Annotated in this window: 21 protein-coding genes; 14 read left to right on the forward strand and 7 right to left on the reverse strand. The window is 69.3% G+C overall.

Going from position 1 to position 23589, the window contains the following annotated elements; genetic code table 11:
• Nucleotides 1–25: 25 nt before the first annotated feature.
• Nucleotides 26–637, reverse strand: coding sequence for a DUF1269 domain-containing protein (locus Q0Q23_RS11370; RefSeq protein WP_295123447.1), 612 nt, complete (start codon nucleotides 635–637; stop codon nucleotides 26–28).
• Nucleotides 638–806: 169 nt separating this feature from the next.
• Between Q0Q23_RS11370 and Q0Q23_RS11375 the strand changes: the two genes are divergently transcribed.
• The 3 genes from Q0Q23_RS11375 (at nucleotide 807) to Q0Q23_RS11385 (ending at nucleotide 3858) form a co-directional block, all read left to right on the forward strand.
• Nucleotides 807–1880, forward strand: coding sequence for an alkene reductase (locus Q0Q23_RS11375; RefSeq protein ID WP_295123449.1), 1074 nt, complete (start codon nucleotides 807–809; stop codon nucleotides 1878–1880).
• A 98-nt stretch (nucleotides 1881–1978) separates the two neighbouring features.
• On the forward strand, nucleotides 1979–3628 hold the full coding sequence (locus Q0Q23_RS11380; protein WP_295123452.1) for an MFS transporter: 1650 nt from the start codon (nucleotides 1979–1981) through the stop codon (nucleotides 3626–3628).
• Nucleotides 3625–3858, forward strand: a complete 234-nt coding sequence (locus Q0Q23_RS11385; RefSeq protein ID WP_295123454.1) for a hypothetical protein — start codon at nucleotides 3625–3627, stop codon at nucleotides 3856–3858. Before Q0Q23_RS11380 ends, Q0Q23_RS11385 begins: the two co-directional genes overlap by 4 nt.
• Nucleotides 3859–3904: 46 nt before the next feature.
• Here the strand turns inward: Q0Q23_RS11385 and Q0Q23_RS11390 are convergent, their stop codons facing one another.
• Both Q0Q23_RS11390 and Q0Q23_RS11395 read right to left on the reverse strand, forming a co-directional pair.
• Nucleotides 3905–4825: a phytanoyl-CoA dioxygenase family protein gene (locus Q0Q23_RS11390; protein WP_295123457.1), complete on the reverse strand. Its 921-nt coding sequence runs from the start codon at nucleotides 4823–4825 to the stop codon at nucleotides 3905–3907.
• A gap of 101 nt (nucleotides 4826–4926) precedes the next feature.
• The gene (locus tag Q0Q23_RS11395; protein ID WP_295123460.1) at nucleotides 4927–5949 is read right to left on the reverse strand and encodes a LacI family DNA-binding transcriptional regulator; all 1023 of its coding nucleotides are present in this window, start codon (nucleotides 5947–5949) and stop codon (nucleotides 4927–4929) included.
• A 134-nt stretch (nucleotides 5950–6083) separates the two neighbouring features.
• Here Q0Q23_RS11395 and Q0Q23_RS11400 point away from each other — a divergent pair, with 134 nt between their 5' ends.
• The 5 genes from Q0Q23_RS11400 to Q0Q23_RS11420 are packed head-to-tail and all read left to right on the forward strand — an operon-like array spanning nucleotide 6084 to nucleotide 13445.
• Nucleotides 6084–8111: a beta-galactosidase gene (locus tag Q0Q23_RS11400; protein ID WP_295123508.1), complete on the forward strand. Its 2028-nt coding sequence runs from the start codon at nucleotides 6084–6086 to the stop codon at nucleotides 8109–8111.
• A gap of 10 nt (nucleotides 8112–8121) precedes the next feature.
• A complete protein-coding gene (locus Q0Q23_RS11405; RefSeq protein ID WP_295123463.1) occupies nucleotides 8122–9060 on the forward strand; it encodes a carbohydrate ABC transporter permease in 939 nt (312 codons plus the stop codon).
• A complete protein-coding gene (locus Q0Q23_RS11410; RefSeq protein WP_295123467.1) occupies nucleotides 9057–9968 on the forward strand; it encodes a carbohydrate ABC transporter permease in 912 nt (303 codons plus the stop codon). The genes Q0Q23_RS11405 and Q0Q23_RS11410 overlap by 4 nt, the downstream gene beginning before the upstream one ends.
• A gap of 34 nt (nucleotides 9969–10002) precedes the next feature.
• The gene (locus Q0Q23_RS11415) at nucleotides 10003–11337 is read left to right on the forward strand and encodes an ABC transporter substrate-binding protein (protein WP_295123470.1); all 1335 of its coding nucleotides are present in this window, start codon (nucleotides 10003–10005) and stop codon (nucleotides 11335–11337) included.
• Nucleotides 11338–11351: 14 nt separating this feature from the next.
• Nucleotides 11352–13445, forward strand: coding sequence for an alpha-galactosidase (locus Q0Q23_RS11420; RefSeq protein WP_295123475.1), 2094 nt, complete (start codon nucleotides 11352–11354; stop codon nucleotides 13443–13445).
• Nucleotides 13446–13514: 69 nt separating this feature from the next.
• Here Q0Q23_RS11420 and Q0Q23_RS11425 read toward each other — a convergent pair whose 3' ends face one another.
• Nucleotides 13515–15260, reverse strand: a complete 1746-nt coding sequence (locus Q0Q23_RS11425) for a DEAD/DEAH box helicase (protein WP_295123478.1) — start codon at nucleotides 15258–15260, stop codon at nucleotides 13515–13517.
• A 161-nt stretch (nucleotides 15261–15421) separates the two neighbouring features.
• On the opposite strand from Q0Q23_RS11425, the gene Q0Q23_RS11430 reads away from it, so the two are divergent.
• Nucleotides 15422–16021, forward strand: a complete 600-nt coding sequence (locus tag Q0Q23_RS11430) for a YdeI family protein (protein WP_295123512.1) — start codon at nucleotides 15422–15424, stop codon at nucleotides 16019–16021.
• Between the two features lie 18 nt (nucleotides 16022–16039).
• Here Q0Q23_RS11430 and Q0Q23_RS11435 read toward each other — a convergent pair whose 3' ends face one another.
• Together Q0Q23_RS11435 and Q0Q23_RS11440 are read right to left on the reverse strand one after the other, a co-directional pair.
• Entirely contained in the window at nucleotides 16040–17026 is a 987-nt protein-coding gene (locus tag Q0Q23_RS11435) for an NADP-dependent oxidoreductase (RefSeq protein ID WP_295123481.1), read from the reverse strand.
• Between the two features lie 152 nt (nucleotides 17027–17178).
• Nucleotides 17179–17901, reverse strand: a complete 723-nt coding sequence (locus Q0Q23_RS11440; RefSeq protein WP_295123484.1) for an SDR family NAD(P)-dependent oxidoreductase — start codon at nucleotides 17899–17901, stop codon at nucleotides 17179–17181.
• Between the two features lie 76 nt (nucleotides 17902–17977).
• Here Q0Q23_RS11440 and Q0Q23_RS11445 point away from each other — a divergent pair, with 76 nt between their 5' ends.
• Nucleotides 17978–18514, forward strand: a complete 537-nt coding sequence (locus tag Q0Q23_RS11445) for a TetR/AcrR family transcriptional regulator (RefSeq protein WP_295123487.1) — start codon at nucleotides 17978–17980, stop codon at nucleotides 18512–18514.
• 27 nt (nucleotides 18515–18541) lie between these two features.
• On the opposite strand, the gene Q0Q23_RS11450 is transcribed toward Q0Q23_RS11445, so the two are convergent.
• Nucleotides 18542–19183, reverse strand: coding sequence for a TetR/AcrR family transcriptional regulator (locus tag Q0Q23_RS11450; RefSeq protein WP_295123490.1), 642 nt, complete (start codon nucleotides 19181–19183; stop codon nucleotides 18542–18544).
• Between the two features lie 163 nt (nucleotides 19184–19346).
• Between Q0Q23_RS11450 and Q0Q23_RS11455 the strand changes: the two genes are divergently transcribed.
• From Q0Q23_RS11455 to Q0Q23_RS11470, 4 genes are all read left to right on the forward strand, one after another.
• On the forward strand, nucleotides 19347–21026 hold the full coding sequence (locus tag Q0Q23_RS11455) for an ABC transporter substrate-binding protein (RefSeq protein ID WP_295123493.1): 1680 nt from the start codon (nucleotides 19347–19349) through the stop codon (nucleotides 21024–21026).
• 86 nt (nucleotides 21027–21112) lie between these two features.
• Nucleotides 21113–21937: an ABC transporter ATP-binding protein gene (locus Q0Q23_RS11460; RefSeq protein ID WP_295123496.1), complete on the forward strand. Its 825-nt coding sequence runs from the start codon at nucleotides 21113–21115 to the stop codon at nucleotides 21935–21937.
• Nucleotides 21934–22746, forward strand: a complete 813-nt coding sequence (locus Q0Q23_RS11465; RefSeq protein WP_295123499.1) for an ABC transporter ATP-binding protein — start codon at nucleotides 21934–21936, stop codon at nucleotides 22744–22746. The genes Q0Q23_RS11460 and Q0Q23_RS11465 overlap by 4 nt, the downstream gene beginning before the upstream one ends.
• Nucleotides 22743–23589 (forward strand): ABC transporter permease (locus tag Q0Q23_RS11470; protein ID WP_295123502.1); only part of this gene is annotated, 847 nt, incomplete at its 3' end. The genes Q0Q23_RS11465 and Q0Q23_RS11470, both read left to right, overlap by 4 nt.

Consider the following 23589-nt stretch of genomic DNA (forward strand, 5'->3'; position numbering starts at 1 on the left):
GTCGAGCGCTCGCTTCTGCGCAGCGCTACTTCGTGTCGGCCCCTGACCCCGAGTCGGCGCTGCCCTCGGCTCTACCCGCCGCCTTGAGGTCGGCCGCCGCGGCATCGTCGACGGCCTTCTCGACGATGTGGTCGGCCTTCTCGAGCGCCTTGCGGATCTTCACCTCGCCCGGATTGGAGACCAGGGCGATGATGCCGGAGTGGCCCGGCTCGATCGCGTCCTCCAACTCCTTCGCCAGCTCCTTCTTGTGGTGCCGCTCTCGAAGCTTGCCGATGATCCCGCCGCCGGCGCCGACCACGAGGGCGCTGCCGATGATCGAGGGCGGGAAGAGGACGCCCAGTACGGCCCCGCCGACGGCGCCCCAGGTCAGGCCTTCGCGGGTGCTGTGGTCGGTGGCCTTCTGCACTTCGAGCTTGCCGTCGGTGTCGCGTCTGACGACGACGACTCCGTCGATCCTGACCGTCGCGCCGTCCTCGACGTCCTTGAGCGCCTCGTAGGCCGTCAAGGCGGTGTCGGTGTCGGCGAAATCGGCGGCGAGGAGTGTGTAGGCGCCGTCGCTGATGCCCGCCGCCGTCACATCGACGGGCTCGTCGTCGGCCGCGGCTCCCTCGGCGGGAGCGGATGTCGCATCGGTCATTTCCTGTCTCCTTCGAACGCTGTGGCTGCCATTCGGGCGAAAGTCTAGGAGCGGGGTCGGCCAGCGGCTATAGCGGGATCCGCGGAGTGGACGCGGCTCGGAATAGGGCATGGGCGCGTGCTGTTGGGCGGGAGGGCGCACCGCGCCCGCAATCGAAAGGCATGCCTCCATGGATCTGTTCTCTCCCGTCTCGCTCGGCGACCTCCGCCTTCCCAACCGCGTCGTGATGGCGCCGCTCACCCGTACCCGTTCGGGTGAGGCCGGTGTTCCGGGGCCCCTGGTGGCGGAGCACTATGCGCAGCGGGCGAGCGTGGGCCTGATCATCTCCGAGGGCACGTACCCGAGCCACGAGTCGCGTGCGTACCCCGGCCAGCCCGGCATCGTCACCGACGAGCAGATCGCCGGCTGGCGCGGCGTCGCCGACGCCGTGCACGCCGCGGGCGGCCGCATCGTCATGCAGCTTATGCACGGCGGCCGGGTGTCGCACCCGCTCATCAACCGGAGCGACCGCGTCGTCGCGCCGAGCGCCGTCGCGATCGACGGCGAGGCGCGTACGCCTGCCGGAAAGGTCGCCTTCCCGGTGCCGCACGCGCTCACCGCGGACGAGCTCGCGACCGTGCGCGACGAGTTCGTCGCTGCGGCGAAGAACGCCGTCGCCGCCGGCTTCGACGGCGTGGAGGTGCACGGCGCCAACGGCTACCTGCTGCACCAGTTCCTCTCGCCGGTGTCGAACGTCCGCGACGACCGGTACGGCGGCAGCCCGAGCGCGCGCGCCCGCTTCGTCATCGAGGTGACGACGGCGATCGCCGAGGCCGTGGGCGCCGGGCGGGTGGGTATCCGCCTCTCGCCGATGCACAACATCCAGGACGTCTTCGAGACCGACCTCGCGGACGCCACCGCCACCTACGAAGCCGTGGTGGACGGGTTGGCGCCGCTGGGGCTCGCCTACCTCAGTGTGCTGCACAGCGAGCCGGCGGGCGTGCTCGTGCAAGACCTGCGCGAGCGCTTCGGAGGCCCGTTCATCGTGAACAGCGGTTTCGGATCCGTCACGACGCGCGACGAGGCGATCGCGCTTGTCGAGGGGGCGCACGCCGATGCGGTCGCCGTCGGCCGTCTCGCCATCGCGAACCCCGACCTGGTCGAGCGCTGGAAGGGCGAGCACCCCGAGAACGAGCCGAACGCGGCCACGTTCTACGGGACGGGCGCCGAGGGCTACACGGACTATCCGCGCCTCAGCGCGTAGCGCGAGCGCCCGGGGCCGCGGACCCTTCCGCGACACGCGCCGCAGTGTTACCGTTCCTTTAGTCAGCAAGCTGATTACTTGCCGGGGAAGGTGAAGGCGTGAACGGAACCGTGAAGCAGGACCGCAGACGGTGGATCGGCCTGGTGTTCATCAGCATCGCAGTCGCGGTGATCATCGTCGACTCCACGATCGTCAATGTGGCGATCCCGTCGATCGTGAAGGAACTGGGCGTCGACTCGACGGGAGTCCAGTGGATCCAGGAGTCGTACACCCTGGTGTTCGCCTCCCTGCTGCTGGTGTTCGGCACGCTCGCCGACCGGTTCGGGAGGCGCCGGATCCTGATCATCGGTGTCGTCATCTTCACGCTGTCGTCGATCGCCGCCGCGCTGGCGCCCACCGGCGCCTTCCTGATCGGCGCGCGGCTGGTCCAGGGCGTGGGCGGCGCGATGATCCTGCCCACGACGCTGTCGCTGATCAACGCCACGTTCCGTGGGAGGGAGCGAGCGATCGCGTTCGCCGTCTGGGGGTCCACGATCGGCGGGATGACCGCGCTCGGCCCCCTGCTCGGCGGGTGGCTCACCACCGCCTTCTCGTGGCGGTGGGCGTTCGGGATCAACGTGCCGCTGGGCGTGCTGATCGTGGTCGGGGTCCTGGCCACGGTCTCCGAGTCGCGGGACACCGCGCACGCGGGCCGGATCCACGGGGTCGGCGCGCTGCTCTCCGTCGTGACGAGCGCGAGCCTGGTCTTCGGACTGATCGAGGGCCGGACCTACGGCTGGTGGACGGTCGACAAGCGGCCGCAGGTGGGCGATTGGACGTGGCCGTTCGCGCTCTCGCCCGTGCCGATCGCCTTCGCCCTGGCGATCGTCGCGGGTGTCGCATTCGTCGCGCGGGGTCGAACGCGGATGAAAGCCGGCAAGAGCACCATGCTCGCGTTCGACCTGTTCCGCATCCCGTCGTTCCGCAACGGCAACATCGCGGCCATGATCGTCTCGCTCGGAGAGTTCGGGCTCATCCTCGCCCTCCCGATCTGGTTGCAGAACGTCCTCGGCTACAGTGCACTGGACACCGGTCTCATCCTCCTGGCGCTCGCGATCGGGTCCTTCGTGGCGAGCGGGTTCGCCGGGGCGTTCGGCAATCGCATCGCCCCGGTGAGAATCGTGAGGATCGGCCTCGCCGCCGAGATCGTCGGTGTCGCCGGCTTGGGGCTGGTGATCTCGCCGACCACCGTGTGGGGTGCGCTGCTCCCGTTCCTGTTCGTCTACGGCTTCGGGGTCGGGCTGGCCACCGCTCAGCTCACGGGTGTCGTCCTGGCCGATGTCCCGGTGTCGCAGAGCGGTCAAGGCTCGGGCACCCAGAGCACGGCACGCCAGATCGGTTCGGCACTGGGCGTCGCGATCCTGGGGACGGTGCTGTTCGGGAGTGCGAGCGCCATCCTGACCGACTCGCTCGACTCGCGCGGGATACCCGCGGCGCAGGCGACACCGATCGTGTCCGCTGTCGTCGACAGCTCGGGGGCGGCCATCGCCGGGCTCGAGGGGAACCCGCGGACCGCCGCCATCGCCGGCGACGCCAAGCAGGCGTTCAGCGACGGGACCCGCTACGCCGCGTTCTCCGCCGCCGGCTTCCTGGTCGTCGGCCTCCTCGCGACGCTCTCGCTCGGCGGACCCGCACGTCCGGCCGCGCCGGCTTCGTCCGAACCGGCTCCGCTGCAGAACACATCGAGGAGAGAGGGAGACGGCGGATGAGTGCAGCAGAGACAGACCCCGTCGCGTCGCCCGGCGCGCCACCCGCTGCGGTGCCGCGTCAACGGCGCACGGCCGACGACATCGCGTTCGGAGTCGCCGACCTGGCCGAGGAGATGCAGCGGCTGCCGACGCTCGAAGAAGTGCGGCGGTTCACGGCGGCCGCCAGCAGGCGGGACGTCGCGGTCCTCATCCGGTTCTTCGACGGGCTGACCGCAGGCCTGCAGCAGTGAGGGCCGGCGCACGGGCGCAACAGGCTCGTTCCGCGTAGCCGTTCCCTCAGGCGGGCACGCTGCCGGCGCTGCAGTAGGAGCCGGGGCTGTGCACCAGATGCGCGATCCGCAACTCAGTCTCGTCGTCGCCCGTGAGGCGGGGGCGCAGCGATTCGGAGACGCCCCACTCGAACCCGGCGGCGCCCGGGTCGGCGTTCGCATATGCGTTGAGGGCGACGGGGATGAGCCGCAGCCGCTTGTCGATCCAGGCGGCATCCCAGGGGCCTTCGGCGAGGATCTGCTCCGCCGCCCGGAACTCGTAGTAGATGGTCCGGCGGAGGCGGTTGCCGACCACCGCTTCGGAGCCGTGCACGACCATCACGTCGTGGACGAGCACGTCTCCCGGATCCAGCTCGACCTGGACGACTCCGGGCGCATCCCAGCCGTACTCCTCCTCGAGCCGGCACACGTCGACGGGCTGCTTGTGCGAGCCGGGCGCGACGCGGAGCGCGCCTTCTCCCCGTCGGGACGGGTCGAGGTAGACGTCGATGTTGAAGATCCTCCGCGTGCGCGGGTGGACGGCGTCCTGGTGCCAGTTGATGGGGGCGCCGTCGCCGGCCTTCTTGAACACCAGGGACTCGTAGGTGGGCACGAAATCCCGACCGGCGAGGCTCTCGGCGATGCCGAGCACGGCAGGGGAGCCCAGCAGCTCGAGGGAGGCGGGCTGGTTCTTGTTGTGGAGGTAGTCGACGCGGAACATCACGCGGCCGCTCGGCCTGTTCGCGTACTGGTAGTCGGCTGCCCGTTCGTCGTCTTCGGCGAGGGCGGCGCCGTCCTCGATCCACTGGTCGGCAGCGCGCTGGAGGCGCGCCAGCAGATCGGCGGGGATGCGGTTCTTCAGGATGAGGTAGCCCTGCTCGTCGAAGCGGGCGACCTCCTCGTCGGTCAGGTGATAGGAGCGGGTGGCGCTCGTCGTCGATGTCGTCATGGTCCTATAGTTCCGCCGCGTCGCCGGCACCTCTCCCGCGCTCTATCGCCGCCGGCGGGTGGAGAGGTCGTGAGCCGATCCGCCGCCGACCTGCAAGGCGGTCAGGCGGACATCCTCCAGACGATGGAGGTGTCGAGGATCGTGCCCCCGGTCTCGATCTCGGCGCGTGCGATCTGGTCGAGCACGAGTCGCGCGGCCGCCTCGCCGAGCCCGGCGGCTGGCTGGTGAACCGTCGACAGCGCCGGCTGGCAGCGGAGCGCCCACGCGCTGTCGTCGAAGCCGACCACCCCGACATCGGCGGGAACCGCGCGGCCGGCGTCGCGCAGGACGTCGAGCGCCCCCGCGGCGATCGCATCGGAGGCGGCGAAGACTCCCTCGATGTCGGGGGCGCGCTCGAGCAGCTGCCGCATGCCCTCGATCCCGGCGCTGTGGCTGTAGAGCGGGAACTCGACGACGAGCTCGGGATCGAAGAGGTCGCCCGTCGCCTCGCGGAATCCGGCGAGGCGGTCGCGCCCGGAGTCGCGGTCGAGCGCGCTGGCGATCATCCCGACTCTGCGTCGCCCGGTCGCGAGCAGCCGCTCGGTGATGGCCCGAGCGGCCGCGACGTTATCGATCCCCACGTAGGCGATGCCCTCGATGCCCGGTGGGTGGCCGACGAAGGCCGCCGGGATCCCGATGGCGGCCACGGCCCGGCCGATGGGGTCCTGGACGCGCGCGGAGATGATGATGACTCCGTCGACGAAGCCGCCCTTGAGGTACTCCGCCACCCGGTCGCTGTCCCGGGGCGAGTCGATGATGAGCGTCACGAGCTGGTAGTCGGCCTGCGAGAGGACGGAATTGGTGCCGAGGAGGATGGCGCCGATGTTGGGATCTTCGAGGAACAGCGAGTGCGGTTCGTGCACCACGAGGGCGATGGCCCCTGACCGCTTGGTCTTGAGGTTGCGGGCAGCCGTGTTCGGCACGTAGCCGACCTGGACGATGGCCGATTCGACGGCGGCCCGCGCCTCGGGCGAGACGTACGGCTCGCCGTTGATCACGCGCGAGACGGTGCCGCGGGACAGCCCGGCGGCGGCGGCGACATCGTGGATCGTCGCTGCGCGCGGCCGGGCTGTCTCTGAACTCATACGCACACCTTAGCTTGACAGCGGATTCATGCGGGGCTTAGTCTGTGCACGTTCCCAGATCGTCTCGATTCGTTCAGTTGCGGAGGGTCTGGGAACGTTCACAGAAGTATGACGAGGAGGTCAGCGTGTCGTCCATCAGCACGGTCGAGTCCGCCCTGGCGGCGCTGACGACGGCGCCCGAGGCGGGAGCGCGGCTCGCGTTCGGCTGCGACTACAACCCGGAGCAGTGGGACGCCGCGGTCTGGGCGGAGGACATCCGTCTGATGCGCGAAGCCGGCGTGACCCTGGTGGCGATCAACGTCTTCGGGTGGGCCCGGATCCAGCCCGGCCCCGACACCTTCGACTTCTCCGATCTCGACACGATCATCGCGATGCTCCACGCCGCAGGCATCGGCGTGAACCTGGGAACGGGCACGGCCTCCCCGCCGCCTTGGCTGAGCACCCTCCACCCCGAGATCCTTCCCGTCGACGCCGACGGTGTGCGCGCGTGGCCCGGAGGCCGCCAGGCGTACTGCCCGAGCTCACCTGTCTTCCGCGCGGCGGCGGAGCGGCTCGCAACTGAGGTCGCGACGCGGTACGGGTCGCACCCTGCCGTGCGGCTCTGGCACGTCTCGAACGAACTGGGCTGCCACAACGCGCACTGCTACTGCGACGTCTCGGCCGCCGCCTTCCGGGACTGGCTGCGGGCCAAGTACGAAACGGTCGACGCGGTCAACCGGGCGTGGGGGACCGCCTTCTGGAGTCAGCGCTACGGCGCGTGGGAGGAGATCCTGCCTCCGCGCCGTACCCTCTCTGCGGGCAACCCGGCGCAGGCGCTCGACTTCGCCCGGTTCAGCTCGGACGAAGTGCTGGAGTGCTACCGCGTCGAGGAGCGCGTGCTGCGCCGCCTGAGCGACGTGCCGGTGACGACCAACTTCATGGTCACGGCCCACATCCGCACGCAGGACTACTGGACGTGGGCGCCGCACATGGACCTGATCGCCAACGACCACTACCTCGATCACCGCCTGCCCGACCCGCACCAGGAGCTGTCGTTCGCGGCCGACGCGACGCGCGGACTCGCGGACGGGGCTCCCTGGCTGCTGATGGAACAGGCCACAGGGGCAGTCAACTGGCAGCCGCGCAATATCGCCAAGGTGCCGGGGGAGCTGCTGCGCAACAGCCTCGCCCACGTGGCGCGGGGCGCCGACGGGATCTGCTTCTTCCAGTGGCGCGCTTCCGCGCAGGGCACGGAGAAGTTCCATTCCGCCCTCCTCCCGCACGCCGGCACCGACAGCACCACCTGGCGCGAGGTCCTCGATCTCAGCCGCACTCTCGGATCGCTGCGCGAACTGGTCGGGAGCCGCGTGATCGCCGAGGTCGCACTGGTCTTCAGCTGGGAGGCGTGGTGGGCCACCGACCTCGACTCGCATCCGTCGCAGGAGGTGCGCTACCTCGAGCAGGTCCACGCGATCTACCGCGCGCTGTGGGAGGCGGGCATCACGGTCGACGTCGTCCGTCCCGGCGCCGACCTGTCGGGTTACCGAGTGGCGGTCGTGCCCTCGCTCTACCTGGTCAGGGACGCGGAGGCGCAGGTCATCACCGACTTCGTCGCGGCAGGCGGAACCGCTGTCGTCACCTACTTCTCCGGGATCGTCGACGAGGACGACCGCGTCCGGCTCGGCGGGTACCCGGGAGCGTTCACCGACCTCCTGGGACTGCGGATCGACGAGTTCCTCCCGCTGGCGACCGATGCCGCGGTCGTCCTCGACGACGGCGCGACGGCCTCGGTGTGGAGCGAGCGGATCCAGCCCCGCGGCGCCGAGGTGATCGCCTCCTTCCGGAACGGTCCGCTGCCCGGTTCTCCCGCGATCACCCGGAACGCCTTCGGCAGCGGCGTCGCCTGGTACGTCGGGACCACCCTCGAGAAGCCGAAGCTGAGCGCGTTGCTCCGCAGGGCGGCGGCGGAGGCCGGTGTCGAACCCCCGACCGGGCACGCGCCGGGGATCGAGACGGTGCTCCGTCGGGGCGCCGACGCCGACTACCGCTTCTTCATCAACCACACCGACGATCCGCAGTTCGTCGCGGCCGCCGGGCTCGAGCTGGTGACCGGTGTCGCTGTGGACGGTATGGAACTGCCTGCGGGCGCGGTCCGCGTCCTGAAGACAGCGCTGGGAGAGTGAGGAAAGACCGATGACGACGACGTCTCCACGCGCGACACGCACCACGCGCGCCGCGGGTCCCGCGAACGGCCGCACGGGCCGGCGCCGGCTGAGCCTCTGGCGGGCGGTGCTGATCTTCGTCGCACCGTTCGGGGTGCTCTACGCCCTGTTCTACGCGGTGCCGATCGGCTATGCGATCTACCAGTCGCTGCTGACGGTGCAACGGCAGGGAACCTTCGGGCCGGCCACGCAGGTCTTCGGCGGCCTCACCCAGTACGTCCAGGTCTTCCAGGACACCGCCTTCTGGACCTCGGTCGGCAGGGTGCTCGTGTTCGGTGTCGTGCAGGTACCGGTCATGCTGCTGCTCGCTCTGGTCTTCGCGCTCCTGCTGGACTCCCCGCTGTTGCGCGGCAAGAAGTTCTTCCGGCTCGCGTTCTTCGCGCCCTACGCCGTTCCGGGCGTCATCGCCGCGATCATGTGGGGGTTCCTGTACTCGCCCTCGCTCTCCCCGTTCACCGCACTGACCCAGAACGTGAACTTCCTGGGCGCCGACCTGGTGCTCTGGTCGATCGCGAACATCGTGACGTGGGTCTACGTCGGCTACAACATGCTCATCATCTACTCATCGCTCCTGGCCATTCCGCAGGAGATCTACGAGGCGGCGAAGCTCGACGGCGCGAACAACTGGCAGGTCGCCATCCGGATCAAGATCCCCCTGGTCATGCCGGCGATCATCCTCACCGCGGTGTTCTCGATCATCGGCACCCTCCAGCTCCTCGCCGAGCCGCAGACGCTGCGCAGCTTCTCCACCGCGATCAACAGCACCTACACACCGAACCTCGCGGTCTACACGACGGCGTCGATCCCGAACTACAGCCTGGCAGCAGCCATGTCGGTCGTCCTGGCCCTGTTCACGTTCGTGCTCTCGTTCGTGTTCCTCAAGCTCACCCAACGGAGGGCGTTCGCATGACCACCATCACCGCCGCGACCCGGCGCATCAAGCGCGGCGACGCCGCTCCGCGCGGAGCCGGCCGCGAGAGCATCGTCTCGCGCACAGGCGCCATGCTGGTCATGGCCGTCTTCACCTTCTACTTCCTGATCCCGGTGTGGTGGCTCCTGGTGTCCTCCACCAAGACCCGCGCCGAATTCACCACCACCGCCGCGCTGTGGTTCACGCCGAACGGCTTCTCCACTTTTGTGGCCAACCTCGGCACCCTGTTCACGTACGACTCCGGCGTCTACGTGCACTGGCTGATCAACAGCGTCCTCTACGCGGGCGTCGGCGCCTTCCTGGGCACGCTGATCGCGGGCATGTGCGGCTACGCGCTGGCCAAGTACCGGTTCCGCGGCCGGGAGGTGCTGTTCAACACCGTCCTCGCCGGGGTGCTCGTCCCGGCGACAGCCCTCGCGCTCCCGCTGTTCCTGATCTTCTCCCAGGTGCAGCTCACGAACACCTACTGGTCGGTGTTCCTGCCCAGCATCGTCAGCCCCTTCGGCGTCTACCTGGCGCGGATCTTCGCGGCTTCGAGCGTTCCCGACGAACTGCTCGAAGCGGCCCGCCTCGACGGCTCCGGCGAGGTGCGCACCTTCTTCACCGTGTCCGTGCGGCTGATGTCGCCCGCGCTGGTGACCATGTTCCTGTTCCAGTTCGTCGCGATCTGGAACAACTTCTTCCTGCCGCTGATCATGCTGCGGGATCAGGCCCTGTTCCCGGTGACCCTCGGTCTCTACGCCTGGAACAGTGCGATCGGCCAGGCACCCGAACTGCGATCACTGGTGATCGTCGGTGCCTTCGTCTCGATCGTCCCCCTCGTCATCGCCTTCCTGAGCCTCCAGCGGTTCTGGTCCGGCGGCCTGGCGGCGGGCAGCGTCAAGTAACCCCACACATTCCCCTCCAACGAAGGACACAAGAATGAAGCAACGATCCAGGATCGTCGTGGCTGCCGTCGTCGCAGCCGCCGCGCTCGCCCTGACCGCCTGCAGCGGCCAGTCTTCGAGCAGCAGCACGAGCGCTGCCTCCGCCGGCTGCAAGCCGTCCTCCGGCAAGGTCGACCTGACCTTCACCACCTGGGTTCCCGGCATGGACAAGGTCGTCGACCTGTGGAACAGCAGGAACCCGGACATCCAGGTCAAGTTCCAGACCGGCCCCTCGGGAAACAGCGGCACGTATCAGAACTTCTTCAACCAGATCAAGGCGGGCAATGCGCCCGACCTCGGCCAGGTCGAGTACGACGCGCTCCCGAACTTCCGCGTTCAGGACGGCCTCGTCAACATCGCCGACTGCAAGCCGGTGGCCGACGCCAAGAACGACTTCGTCGACTGGACCTGGAACCAGGTCACCTTCGGCGAGAAGAACGCGGTCTACGCGATCCCGCAGGACACCGGCCCGATCGCCCTGTTCTACCGCAAGGACCTGTTCCAGGCGGCGGGCATCCCAGTGCCGACGACCTGGGACGAGTACGCCAAGGACGCGGCGCTGATCAAGGCGAAGGGCGCCTACATCACCAACTTCCCGAAGACCGACGTCAACTGGTTCGCGGGCATGGTGTGGCAGGCCGGCGGCCAGTGGTTCAAGAACGACGGCAACCAGTGGACGGTGAACCTCACCGACGACAAGTCCACGCAGGTCGCCGACTACTGGCAGAAGCTGATCGACGCCGGCGAGGTGTCGAAGCTCGCGTCGTTCTCGGACGACTGGAACAAGTCGTTCGACGACGGCCAGCAGTGGACCTGGGTCTCCGCGGTCTGGGGCGCCTCCACGCTCGAGACTGGCGCGCCGAACACGGCGGGCAAGTGGGCGGTCGCGCCGATGCCGCAGTGGTCGGCCGGCGACACCAAGGCCGGCGACTGGGGCGGTTCGTCCACGGCTGTGCTCAAGGGCTCGAAGCACCCCTACGAAGCGGCCAAGTTCGCGATGTGGCTGAACACGGATCCCGAGGCTCTCGCACTGGAGAACAAGCTCGGCGGCCTCTACCCGGCGGCGAAAGCCGGCGCCGACCTCCCCGCCTTCTCCTCCGGCCAGGCCTTCTACGGCGGACAGAAGATCTACGACGTGTTCAAGCAGGCGTCCGGCCAGGTCGACCCCAACTTCACCTGGGGCCCGACCATGACCCAGACCTACACGGACGTGTCCGACGGTTTCGGTGCAGCGCTGAGCGGCAGCGGCACGCTGCTCGATGCTCTGAAGACCGGGCAGCAGAAGACGATCGACGCGCTCAAGGCGCAGTCGATCCCCGTGAAGGGATAACCGCTATCAGCCGCGTGTTCCGGCTGCGCGCCGCGGGCGTCGAGGTCCTCCTCGACGCCCGCGGTTCCGCTCTGCCGCGCATCCTGCACTGGGGGGCCGACCTCGGCGCTGTCGCCGATGTCGAAGCGCTCGCCGACACCCTCGTCCCGGCCGTGCCGCCGAGCTCCATCGACCTCCCGTTGCAGCCGACGCTCGTGCCGGTGCGCGCGGACGGCTGGACCGGCCGCCCCGGCGTCGCGGGGTCGGACAGCCACGGGACCGCCACGCCCGCCTTCCGACACAGTGCGGTCGAGGAGCTCGACGATGCGGCGCTCACGGTGCATGCCGTGGACGACCGGCTCGGCTTGCGGATCGCGGTCGACCTCCGCGTCGATCCCGCGGGCGTGGTGCAGGCGGCGATGACCCTCCGCAACGAAGGCGACTCGGTCTGGGAGCTCGGGGCCCTCGCGGTCAGCCTCCCTGTGCCGGCGCACGCGACCGAGGTGCTGGACACCGGAGGTCGCTGGGCGGGGGAGCGGCAGCCGCAGCGGCGAGCTCTCGACCAGGGCGCGTGGGTGCGGCAGGGGCGCCATGGTCGCACCGGACACGACGCTCCGATCGTGCTGGCAGCAGGGACCCCGGGGTTCGGGTTCCGGGACGGCGACGTCTGGGCCGTCCACCTCGGGTTCAGCGGCGACTCGGACGTCTCCGCCGAAGCGACCTCCACCGGGCATCGGATGCTCCAGGCCGGCGAGCTGCTGCAGCCGGGCGAGGTGCGTCTGGGCCCGGGCGAGTCGTACACGACGCCGACGGTGTTCGCCGCCCACTCCGCTCACGGACTGGACGGAGTATCGGAGCGCTTCCACGCGGTGGCGCGCGGCTTCGGCCGGAGCGACCGGGAGCCCTTGGTCGTCCTCAACACGTGGGAGGCCGTCTACTTCGACCACGACCTGGACACCCTGACGCGGCTGGCCGAGCGCGCCGCGAGCGTCGGCGTCGAGCGGTTCGTGCTCGACGACGGCTGGATGGAGGGGCGGGTCGACGACAAGCGCGCCCTCGGCGACTGGACCGTCGACGGCGAGCGCTGGCCGCGCGGCCTGGGCCCGATGGCCGAAGCCGTGACCGGGTTGGGAATGGAGTTCGGGCTGTGGATCGAGCCGGAGATGGTGAGCCTCGACTCGCAGCTCGCGCGCCGCCATCCCGAGTGGCTGCTCACCGACCGGAACGGCGACCTGCCCATCGCGTGGCGGCACCAGCATGTCCTCGACCTCGACCACCCCGAGGCCCACGCAGAGGTGCTCGCGCAGCTCGACGAACTGCTGCGGGAGTATCCCATCCGTTTCGTGAAGTGGGATCAGAACCGCGACCAGCTCGCCGGATCGCCGCATCGTCAGGTGCTGGCGACCTATCGCCTGATGGCGGAGCTGCGTCAGCGCCACCCGGACGTCGTCATCGAGTCCTGCTCCTCCGGCGGCGGTCGCGTCGACTTCGGTGTGCTGCGGTACGCGGGCCGGGTGTGGGCGAGCGACACCAACGACCCCGTCGACCGCCATCGCATCCAGCGCTGGACGTCCGTCCTCGTGCCGCCCGAGTTGATCGGCTCGCATGTGGGCGCACCGGTCGCGCACATCACGCGCCGCCAGACCGCGCTGGAGTCGCGGCTGGCCACGGCCGCTCTCGCCTCCGCCGGGATCGAATGGGATCTCGGCGCTGCTTCGGAGGACGACCTCGCCACGATCGCCGAATGGATCCGCTGGTACAAGAATGTGCGCGGTGTCATCGCGACAGGCACAACGGTTCGGGTCGACTCCGTCGACGGCAACGTCGAGACGATCGGGATCGTCGACACGGGCCGCCGGCGGGCCGTGTTCCAGGCGTTCTGCGTCGACACCGTACGGACCGCACTGCCGGCCCCGTTCCGGATGGACGGCCTGGATGACGACGCCGGCTACCGGGTCACGGTGCTGCGGTTCGCGACGACCAGGCGCTTCGTCACCGACGTCCTCCCGCCCTGGCTGAGCGTCCCGCCGACGGTCGGCGGCTCCGTGTTGCGGACAATCGGACTGCCGCTGCCGCCGATGAACATCGGCGACGTGGTCACCGTCGAACTCGAGGCGATCGCGCCCTAGGCCGGATGCCACCCGCTCGCGGGATCGCGTCCGGCAGCGGTACCCCGACGCGCTGTGGGTGGTCGGGCCTCACCGGCGCCGCGGTTTGCGCGGCGCACGGTCGTCGCGGCGCGGGCGCGCGCCGCGGTCGGGCCGGAGCTCGATCAGCTTGCCGCTGATCCGCGTGCCCGAGAGCCGGGCGAACGTCTCGGCGGGGAGGTCGGCGGGCAGCTCCACGATCGAGAACTCCGGCATGATGCGGATGTGCCCGAAGTCGTCGCGACTCAGGCCTCCCTCGTTGGCCAGGGCTCCGACGATCTGGCGCGGCTCCACCTTGTGCCGCTTGCCCACCTCGATGCGGTATGGCGCCATCGGCTTGTCGGTGCGCTCGCGGCGCGGCGACCGCTCGTCTCGCCGGTCGGAGCGACCGGGACGGTCGTCGGTGCGGGAGTCGCGGTCGACACGGCGCGCGAGGGCATCGTCTTCGCTGAGGAGCAGAGGCTCGTCACCCTGCGCCACGACGGCGAGGGCCGCTGCCACGTCGGCTTCTGGCACGTCGTGGTGCTCCACGTAGTGCGCGATGATGTCGCGGAAGCGCGCGATGCGCTCCTCCTGGGCGAGCGCCTCGGTGATCGCGTCGTCGAAGCGGGCGAGCCGGGTGACGTTGACGTCCTCGATGCTCGGCAGCTGCATCGGGGTGAGCGGCTGACGGGTGGCCTTCTCGATGGCGGTGAGCAGGCGGCGTTCGCGCGGGGTGATGAAACTGATCGCGGCACCGCTGCGACCGGCGCGCCCGGTGCGGCCGATGCGGTGCACATACGATTCGGTGTCGATCGGGATGTCGAAGTTGACCACATGGCTGATGCGTTCGACGTCGAGGCCGCGTGCGGCCACATCCGTGGCCACCAGGATGTCGAGTCTGCCGGACTTCAGCTGGTCGACCGTGCGCTCGCGCTGGGCCTGGGCGACGTCGCCGTTGATCGCCGCCGCGGAGTAGCCGCGGGCGCGGAGCCGTTCCGCGAGCGTCTCGGTCTCGTTCTTGGTGCGGACGAAGATGATCATGCCCTCGAAGTTCTCCACCTCGAGGATGCGCGTCAGGGCGTCGACCTTCTGCGGGTACGAGACCACGAGATAGCGCTGCGTCGTGTTCGCCGAGGTGGTGGTCCTGGTCTTGACCGTGACCTCTTCGGCTTCGTGGAGGTACTTCTTCGAGATGCGGCGTATCTGCGCCGGCATCGTCGCCGAGAACAAGGCGACCTGCTTGTCGTCCGGGGTGTCGGCGAGGATGGTCTCCACATCCTCCGCGAACCCCATCTTGAGCATCTCGTCGGCTTCGTCGAGCACGAGGTACTTGAGCTGGGAGAGGTCGAGAGTGCCTTTCTCGAGGTGGTCCATGATGCGCCCCGGTGTGCCGACGACGATGTGCACCCCCCGCCGCAGCGCTGAGAGCTGCACGCCGTAACCCTGGCCGCCGTAGACCGGGAGCAGGTGCACGCCCTTCAGGTGCGCCGCGTAGCTCTCGAACGCCTCCGCCACCTGCAGAGCCAGCTCGCGGGTCGGCGCGAGGACGAGAGCCTGAGGCGTCTTCTGGGTCAGGTCGAGCCGCGACAGGATCGGGAGGGCGAAGGCGGCCGTCTTACCCGTTCCTGTCTGGGCGAGCCCGACCACGTCGCGACCCTCCAGGAGCAGGGGGATCGTCGCAGCCTGGATCGCCGACGGCGTCTCGTAGCCGACGTCCTTCAAGGCTCTGACCACGGCGTCGTCGAGGCCCAGATCGGAGAAGGTCATGGCGTCGTCGGTGTCTGCCTCGCTGCGCGGGCCTCCGGTCGTGGTCATCGTCCAACGGTAGTCCCCGCACGCGGCAGCTGCACACCGCCGACGACGTCGCGTTGGTCGCGTGCGCACTCGGGAGGTACGGGCGTTCGGTGCTCACGTGGTTCTTCACTCGGCTGAGCGTGTGATCTAACCTGGTCGCGGACGAGGAGGGAGCCGCCGTGATGGCCGAGCTCGAGCGGTTCGCCGCGACCGACCGGGCCGCGTTGCGGGAGTGGCTGGCGCTGAACGCCGGCACCTCCGCGGGCGTCTGGGTGGTCTACGCGAAGGGCGAAGCCCGCACACTCGGCTACGACGACATCGTGGAGGAGGCGCTGTGCGTCGGGTGGGTGGACAGCCTCCCGCGCCGCCTGGACGACGAGCATGCCATGCTCCGGCTCACGCCCCGCAATCCGCGGAGCAACTGGTCCCGCCGCAACAAGGAGCGGATCGCCGCGCTGCGCGAACGCGGGCTGATGACCGCCGAAGGCGAGGCTGTCGTGGAGGCCGCTGTGGCCAGTGGCGGTTGGACGGCGCTCGATCGTGTCGAAGAGCTCGCCGAACCGGAGGAGCTGCGTTCCGCCCTGAGCCGCGATCCGGTAGCGCGTGCCAACTGGGACGCCTTTCCGCGGTCGGCCCGCCGAGCCATCCTCGAATGGCTGCTGTCCGCCAAAACCGACGCCACCCGCGAGCGCCGGATCGAGACCATCGTGACCGAAGCGCACGAGAACCGGCGGGCGAACCAATGGCGGCAGCCCGGGTCGGCGTCGCCGACCCGCACCTGAACTGCGGGGGCGCCGGCGTCAGTCGCGCGCCTCGTGGATGTCGCGCGCCTTGAGGGTCCGGTAGGTCGTCACCGGATGCGTGCCCAGGACGATCTTGCCGCGCGAATGCAGATGCTGGAGGTCGTCGTACGCGGAGCCGATCTCGGTGAGCGGGTAGTACCCGGAGATGAGCAGGGTGAACGCGCGCTCGTCGGCGAGCTGGGCCAGGCGTTCCAGCTGCGCTGTGGCGTGGGCGACCGACTCCGGGTCGTCCTGCAGCAGGCGCAGTTCCGTCTCGCGTCGGTCGGCGCTCGACCGGTAGCGCGACGGCGGGACCTCGAGCGCTTCCGCCAGCGCGCGCCCATCCTGCCCGAAGTTGTCGATCAGGGCGGTGACGCCCTCCGGGGCCAGCTGCCGGATCCGCTCCTCGATCCCGTCGCCGTAGGTGACCGGACGGATGCCGAGCTGGCGCAGATAGTCGAAGTTGCGCTCCCCGCAGGTGCCGATCACGCGGGCACCCCGGTGCTTCGCCACCTGCGCCTCGATGCTGCCCACTCCGCCGGCCGCGGCCGAGATCACCACGGTGTCGCCCGGCCCGACGCGGAGGTCGTCCAGGGTGTCGAGAGCTGTCACGCCGGCGAGGAAGAGGCCGCCGGCCGTCTCCCACGTCACCCGCGCGGGTTTGCGCACGAGCGCGCCGACGGGGACCACGATGTGCGACGCGTGCGCGCCCTGCCGCACGTGCCCGATCACCTCGTCGCCCCGGCGGAACCGTCCGTCGCCGTCGCCGGCCACGACGATGCCGGCGAAGTCGCTTCCCGAGCCGCGTGGGAACGGTTCGTCGGCCCAGGCCTCTTCACGCCCGCTGCGGATGAAGCCGTCGATGTGGTTGACGCCCGCCGTGATGACCTCGACCAGGACCTCGCCCGGGCCGGGGGAGGGGAGCGGCCCGGTGCGTCGCTCGAGGACGTCGACGCCGCCGTTCCGGTGGTACTCGAATGCCATCATCTCGTCGTGCTTGCTCACCGTCGCCCTCCTTCGCCGCGGCCGGTCCGTGTGCTGACGACAATATCCCTAGCCAGGTAAGAATCTGCCTTGTCTACATACTTTTCACAGGTGGCCGCGGGCGCATCCGGTCGCCAGCGCTGTGAGCCGGTGGCAGCCGGGCGACCGGCGGGTCACCACGGGATGGTCTTCCCGTGCCGGTCGAGGTAGCGCAGACCGGGAGTGCCGCGCTGGGCCTCGACCGTGTCCACGAGCGGCGGGATGCTCTCGTCGACCTCGAGCCGGGCTCCCGGACCGCCCATCTCGGTCTTGACCCAGCCGGGTGCCATCAGCAGGAGCGCGCGCCGGTCGTCCGCGTGGCGCACCGAGTAGCTGCGCATCAGCTGGTTGAGCGCAGACTTGGTCGCCCGGTACACCTCGAAGCCCGCCGACCGGTTGTCGGCGATGCTGCCCTGGCCGGAGGACATGACCGCGATCGTCCCGTCGGGTGCGACGAGCTGCTGCAATCGCTCGACCGTGCGGATCACGCTGAGGACGTTGGTCAGCATCATCCGCTCGAAATCGCGGGTCGGGATGTCGGCGGCGATCTGCTCCCGAGGGGCGAGCGAGATGCCGGCGACGACGAACAGGAGGTCGAAGCGCCGGCCGGAGAGCCGGTCGGCGAGCCGGTCGAGCTGTGCAGGGTCGTCGATGTCGACGTGCTCGATCTCCACACGGTCGCCGTCGGCGCCGGCCGCGAAACCGTGCAGCGGTGTGGGCCGGTCGCCGCGCACCGTGCCGACGACGCGGGCCCCGCGGCGGGCGTATTCCTCGACGACGGCCTCGCCGAGTCCCCGGGATGCCCCGATCACGAGCACCGACTCGTGCCCGGTGTTCGTCTGCGTCGGATCGGTCATGATTCCTCCTCGGAGAGTTTCGCTCATCGTTTGTTGAGTGAACCCAGCATACGCTCATCGCTTGTAGAGTGAACGGATGGAGAGCCAGCCGACGAGGGCGCAGCGCCGCGAAGCGACGGCCGAGAAGATCCTGCGGGCCGCCCAGGACGAGTTCGGAGACCGCGGTGTCGATGGCGCGACGATCCGCGGAATCGCCCGGCGAGCCGGTGTCGACCCGTCGCTCGTCCTGCAGCACTACGGTTCCAAGCAGGCGCTCTTCGAGCTCGCCGTGCGCCCGGTCGACGACCTGCGCGACGACGACGTGTCGCGGCACCTCGCCGAGGTTCTCGATGTGCGGCTTCGGGAGCTGCCGGCGCCGACCCGGGCCCTGATGCGCTCCATGCTGACGTCCCCCGACGCCGCGGCCGTGATGCGGGAGTACCTCGAAGACAGGGCGGAGGTGCTGGCCGCGGCGTCCCGGCAGGACGACGCACGACTGCGCGCCGAACTGATCGTGGCGGCCATCCTCGGGGTCACCATCGCCCGGCACTTCCTCGAACTGCCCGCGCTCACCGCGGCAGACGGCGACACCGCCGCGCGGATACTCGAGCCGCTCTACGCCGGGCTGAGGTGATCGGGCCGAAGTGATCGGAGGAGCTGGTCACTCCCCCCGAACGTACGACCCCAGCTGCGGGCCGGGATTCAGCACGCCGTTGACGATCGCCTCGATCGCGAACTCGCTCGCCCCGGCGAGATCGACCGACGTGGGGTCGAGCAGCCACTGCAGCTGGAGGCCGTCCATGACGGCGAGGATGGAGGCCGCGCCCTTGTCGATCGTCTCGGGCTCGGTGACGCCCTCCTGGGCGCAGAGCTCGCGGAACGCGGCGTCGATCTCCACGCGGAGGTTGCGGTAGCGCTCCTGGAAGTACTCCGTCGCGGGATGGTCCTCGGTGACCGACTCGGCGGAGAGCACGGTGAACACCTGCACGATTCCCGGGCGCAGTGCGTTGCGCTGCGCGGTCGCCACCAGGTGCGCGAACAGTGCGGGGCCGCCGGGGATGTGGCGTTCGGCGAGGTGGGCGACGTCGTCGCGGTCGCGGAACTCCAGCACTTCGAGCAGCAGGTTGTTCTTCGATCCGAAGTGGTGGAGGACGCCCGCGTGGGTCATGCCGACCTGGTCGGCGATGTCGGCGAGTGTGCCGTTCGTGGAGCCCTTGGTGCCGAAGGTCTCGATCGCAGCACGGAGGATCTCCGTGCGTTTGCGCTCGGTTTCCGGGCGCGGACTGGCGCTGCCGCCGCTCATCTGCGCCTCCGTCGTCGCTTCTGCAGGTCGTGCTTGCGAGTGAGCTTACCACCCAGTAACCTCGGCCCAGCGAAGTTGCTTTCTGACCAGTAAGCAAGTTATCGTCATCCGACATTCCGCAGCACCAGGGCACAACGGATGTGCCCGCCACGAAGGAGAAGCAATGAGGCTTAGGAAGTACTTGATCACGGCGTCCGCGATCGCGGCCATCGGTGCGCTCGCGCTCACCGGCTGCTCGTCCGACGGAAAGTCGGGCGCGAGCGGCGCGAGCGGCGGGTCGCTCACCGTGGCGAAGCCGGATGGCGCCGCCATCCTGGCGACCCAGATCAACAACCCGTTCATCAGCACCGGCTCGGGCATGTCGCTCGGTTACGACCGGATGATCTACGAGCCCCTCGCGATCGTCAACCCGGTCGGCAAGAACGAGACCACGCCGTGGCTCGCATCCAAGGTGGAGTGGAACTCCGACTACACGCAGCTCACCGTCACCCCGCGCAAGGGCGTGAAGTGGAGCGACGGCAAGCCGTTCACCGCCGACGACATCGTCTTCACGTTCAACCTGATCAAGAACACCCCGGCTCTCGACCTCGCCGGCCTCAAGCTGACCGACGCCAAGAAGGACGGCGACAACGTCGTCCTGAACTTCAGCGAGTCGAAGTTCGTCAAGCAGGGCGACGTGCTGGGGACCACCATCGTCCCCGAGCACCAGTGGAAGGACATCGCCGACCCGACGAAGGACGCGGTCAAGAACGCGGTCGGCACCGGCCCGTACACGATCAAGAGCTTCTCGTCGCAGGGCGTCGTGCTCAAGGCGCGCACCGACTACTGGAAGGGCACCGTTCCGGTCGGGACGCTGAACTACCTGGAGTACAACGACAACACGGGTCTGCTCCGCGCCCTCCAGAGCGGCGAGACCGACTGGGCGCAGATCTTCATCACCGACTACCAGAAGAACTACGTCGACAAGGACCCGAAGCACAACGTGTTCTGGGGCGCCAACGTCCTCAGCCCGGACATGATCGTGGTCAACACCACCAAGGCGCCGTTCAACGACGTCGCGTTCCGCAAGGCCGTCAACATGGTCGTCGACCGCAAGGCGCACGCCGAGAAGGCCCGCAGCAACGCCGGTCCCGAGCTCAAGAACGTGACGGGCATCCCGCAGCCGACCGGTGACCAGTACATCGCCGACGCGTACAAGGACCAGAACTTCACGATCGACGTCGACGGCGCCAAGAAGGTCCTCAGCGACGCCGGCTACACCTGGAAGGACGGCGCCCTGATCGACCCGAAGGGCACCCCGGTCTCCTTCACCCTGCAGGACCCGCAGGGCTGGAACGACTACGTCACCGGCATCCAGCTGGCCGCGACCCAGATCAAGAGCACGCTGGGCGCCGACGCGAAGGTCGCCACCCCGGATGCCGACACCTGGTTCGCCAACATGGCCTCCGGCAACTTCGACGCCGCCCTGCACTGGACCGGCTCCGGCTCGAACCCGTGGCACATCTACGACGACGTCATGAACTCCAGCTACATCGACCAGGCCGCCGACGGCAAGGTGTCGGACAACTTCGGGCGCTACAACAACCCGGAGGCGACCGCGCTGCTCAAGGAGTACGCCCAGGCGTCCGACGACAGCGCACGCAAGACCGCGCTCGACAAGCTGCAGAAGATCTTCGTGGACGACGTGCCGGCCATCGCGATCGGAACCCACCCGCAGCTCGCCGAGTACAACACCCGGAAGTTCGTCGGCTGGCCCAGCGAGCAGGACCAGTACGCGACCGCCGACCCGACGCAGCCGTCGGCCGTTCAGGTGCTCATGAACCTGAAGCCCGCGGGCAAGTAAGTCACCAGTACGTCCGGGGTGGGCGCGGGCTTCGTCCCCGCGCCCACCCCGGGCCATCCGCGGACAGCACCGAAAGCGACGCCTTCATGACAGACTCCCTTCTCTCGGTACGCGACTTCTCGGTCGTGTACGACGTGGATCCGCCCGTCGCGGCGGTCAAGAACGTCACCCTCGACATCAAGCGCGGCGAGATCGTCGGCCTGGCCGGCGAGAGCGGGTGCGGCAAGACCACCCTCGCCTACGGCGTGCAGCGCCTCCTCAAGCCGCCGGCCGTGATCACCAGCGGCAGCGTGGTCTTCCACGACGAGAGCGCCGTCGACATCGACGTCAACGCCCTCGACGTGGAGCAGATGCGCCGCTTCCGGTGGGACAAGATCTCGATGGTCTTCCAGGGCGCCATGAACGCCCTCAACCCGGTGGCCACCATCGGCTCGCAGCTCGACGACGTGTTCCGGGTGCACCGCCCCGAGATGAACCGCTCCGAGCGACGAGCGGCGGTCATCGAGCTCCTCGAGATCGTGAAGGTCGGCGCGCAGCGCGTGCGCTCGTACCCGCACGAGCTCTCGGGCGGCATGCGTCAGCGGGTCATGATCGCCATGGCCCTCGCGCTGCGCCCGCAGCTGATGGTCATGGACGAGCCGACCACCGCGCTCGACGTGCTCGTGCAGCGCGAGATCCTCAAGCAGATCTCGCAGCTCCGGCACGACTTCGGCTTCTCGGTCGTCTTCATCACCCACGACCTCCCGCTGCTGCTGGAGATCAGCGACCGGATCGCGATCATGCGCGAGGGCGAGATCGTGGAGCTCGCACCCGCCGAGCAGATCTGGACCGACCCGCAGCACGAGTACACGCGAACGCTGCTGAAGTCGTTCCCGCGGCTGACGGGCGAGAAGGGAGTGGTCGTTCGATGACGACACTCGAGTTCAGGAACATCACCAAGATCTACAACGTCCGCGGCTCGGGGCAGCTCAAGGCCCTCGACGACGTCAGCTTCACGCTGGGCTCCGGGCAGGCCGTCGGGCTCGTCGGGCAGTCCGGCAGCGGCAAGTCGACGATCGCCAAGATCCTCACGCAGCTGGAGACCCCGACCAGCGGGCAGGTGCTGCTGGACGGTGCCCCCATCCCGCGCGGCGGCAAGCGTCTGCGCCGCTACCGCCAGCAGCTGCGGATGGTCTTCCAGGACCCGTTCGCGTCGCTGAACCCCTCGCACACGATCCGCCATCACATCGAACGTCCCCTCCGCCTCGACAGAGTCGTCCCGGGCAGGGAGGTCGACGACGAGGTGCGGCGCCTGCTGACCCGCGTCCGGCTCGACGCGGACGCGGTGATCGACCGCCGCCCGCACGAGCTCTCCGGAGGTCAGCGCCAGCGTGTGGCCATCGCCCGCGCTCTCGCGTCGCGCCCCGCACTGCTGGTGGCCGACGAGCCCGTCTCGATGCTCGACGTGTCGCTGCGGGTCGGGGTCCTCAACCTGCTCGCCGATCTGCAGCGCGAAGACGGTCTCGGCGTGCTCTACATCACGCACGACCTCGCCACCGCCCGCCACTTCAGCGACGAGATCATCGTGCTCAACCAGGGCAGGATCGTCGAGCACGGCCCCGCCGACGACGTCATCCTGCGCCCGCAGGACCCCTACACGCGCGAGCTCCGCGCCGCGTCCCCCGACCCCGAGAAGCATTTCGCGGCTCTGGCCGCACCGACTGCAGGAGGTGCCCTGTGAGCGCCGAGACCACAACGTCCGCGGGCGTCGACCCGACGCTCGTCGGGACGACGGCCACCCGGGCCGAGCGGAAGGGCCGCCGCATCCCGTGGCGATTCATCGGCGGCCGCGTCGCCTTCTACGCGTTCACCCTCTGGGCGGCCATCACCATCAACTTCTTCGTCCCCCGGCTGATGAAGGGCGACGCGGTCAGCGCGTACATGGCCCGCAGCCAGGGACAGCTGACCCCCGACGCCGAGAAGGCGCTGCGCATCATGTTCGGCGTCGACCACTCGGTGCCGCTGTGGCAGCAGTACGTCAACTACTGGGACATGCTCCTGCACGGCAACCTGGGCGTCTCCATCTCCACGGGAATGGCGCCGGTGGGAGACGCGATCGCCTCCGCCCTCCCCTGGACGCTGGGGCTCGTCGGCTTCGCCACCGTGATCTCGTTCCTCGTCGGAACGAGCCTCGGCGCGGTGATCGGGTGGAGGCGCGGCGGACGGCTCGACGTCTTCATCCCCATCACCACGTTCCTGGGCACCGTGCCGTACTTCTGGGTCGGCCTGATCTTCATCGCGATCTTCTCGACCACCCTCGGCTGGTTCCCCGCCGGCCACGCCTACGAGCTGGGGGTGGATCCGGGCTGGAACGCCGACTTCATCGGCCAGGTGATCTCGCACGGCGCGCTCCCGATGCTCACCATCGTGATCGTGTCGGTCGGCGGCTGGGTGCTCGGCATGCGCAACATGATGCTCACCGTCCTCGACGAGGACTACATCACCGTGGCCCAGGCGAAGGGGATGCCGAACCGGCGCGTGCTGTGGCGCTACGCCGCCCGCAACGCGGTGCTCCCGCAGATCC

The sequence above is a fragment of the uncultured Leifsonia sp. genome, from assembly GCF_945957465.1.
Classification (GTDB): Bacteria; Actinomycetota; Actinomycetes; order Actinomycetales; family Microbacteriaceae; genus Leifsonia.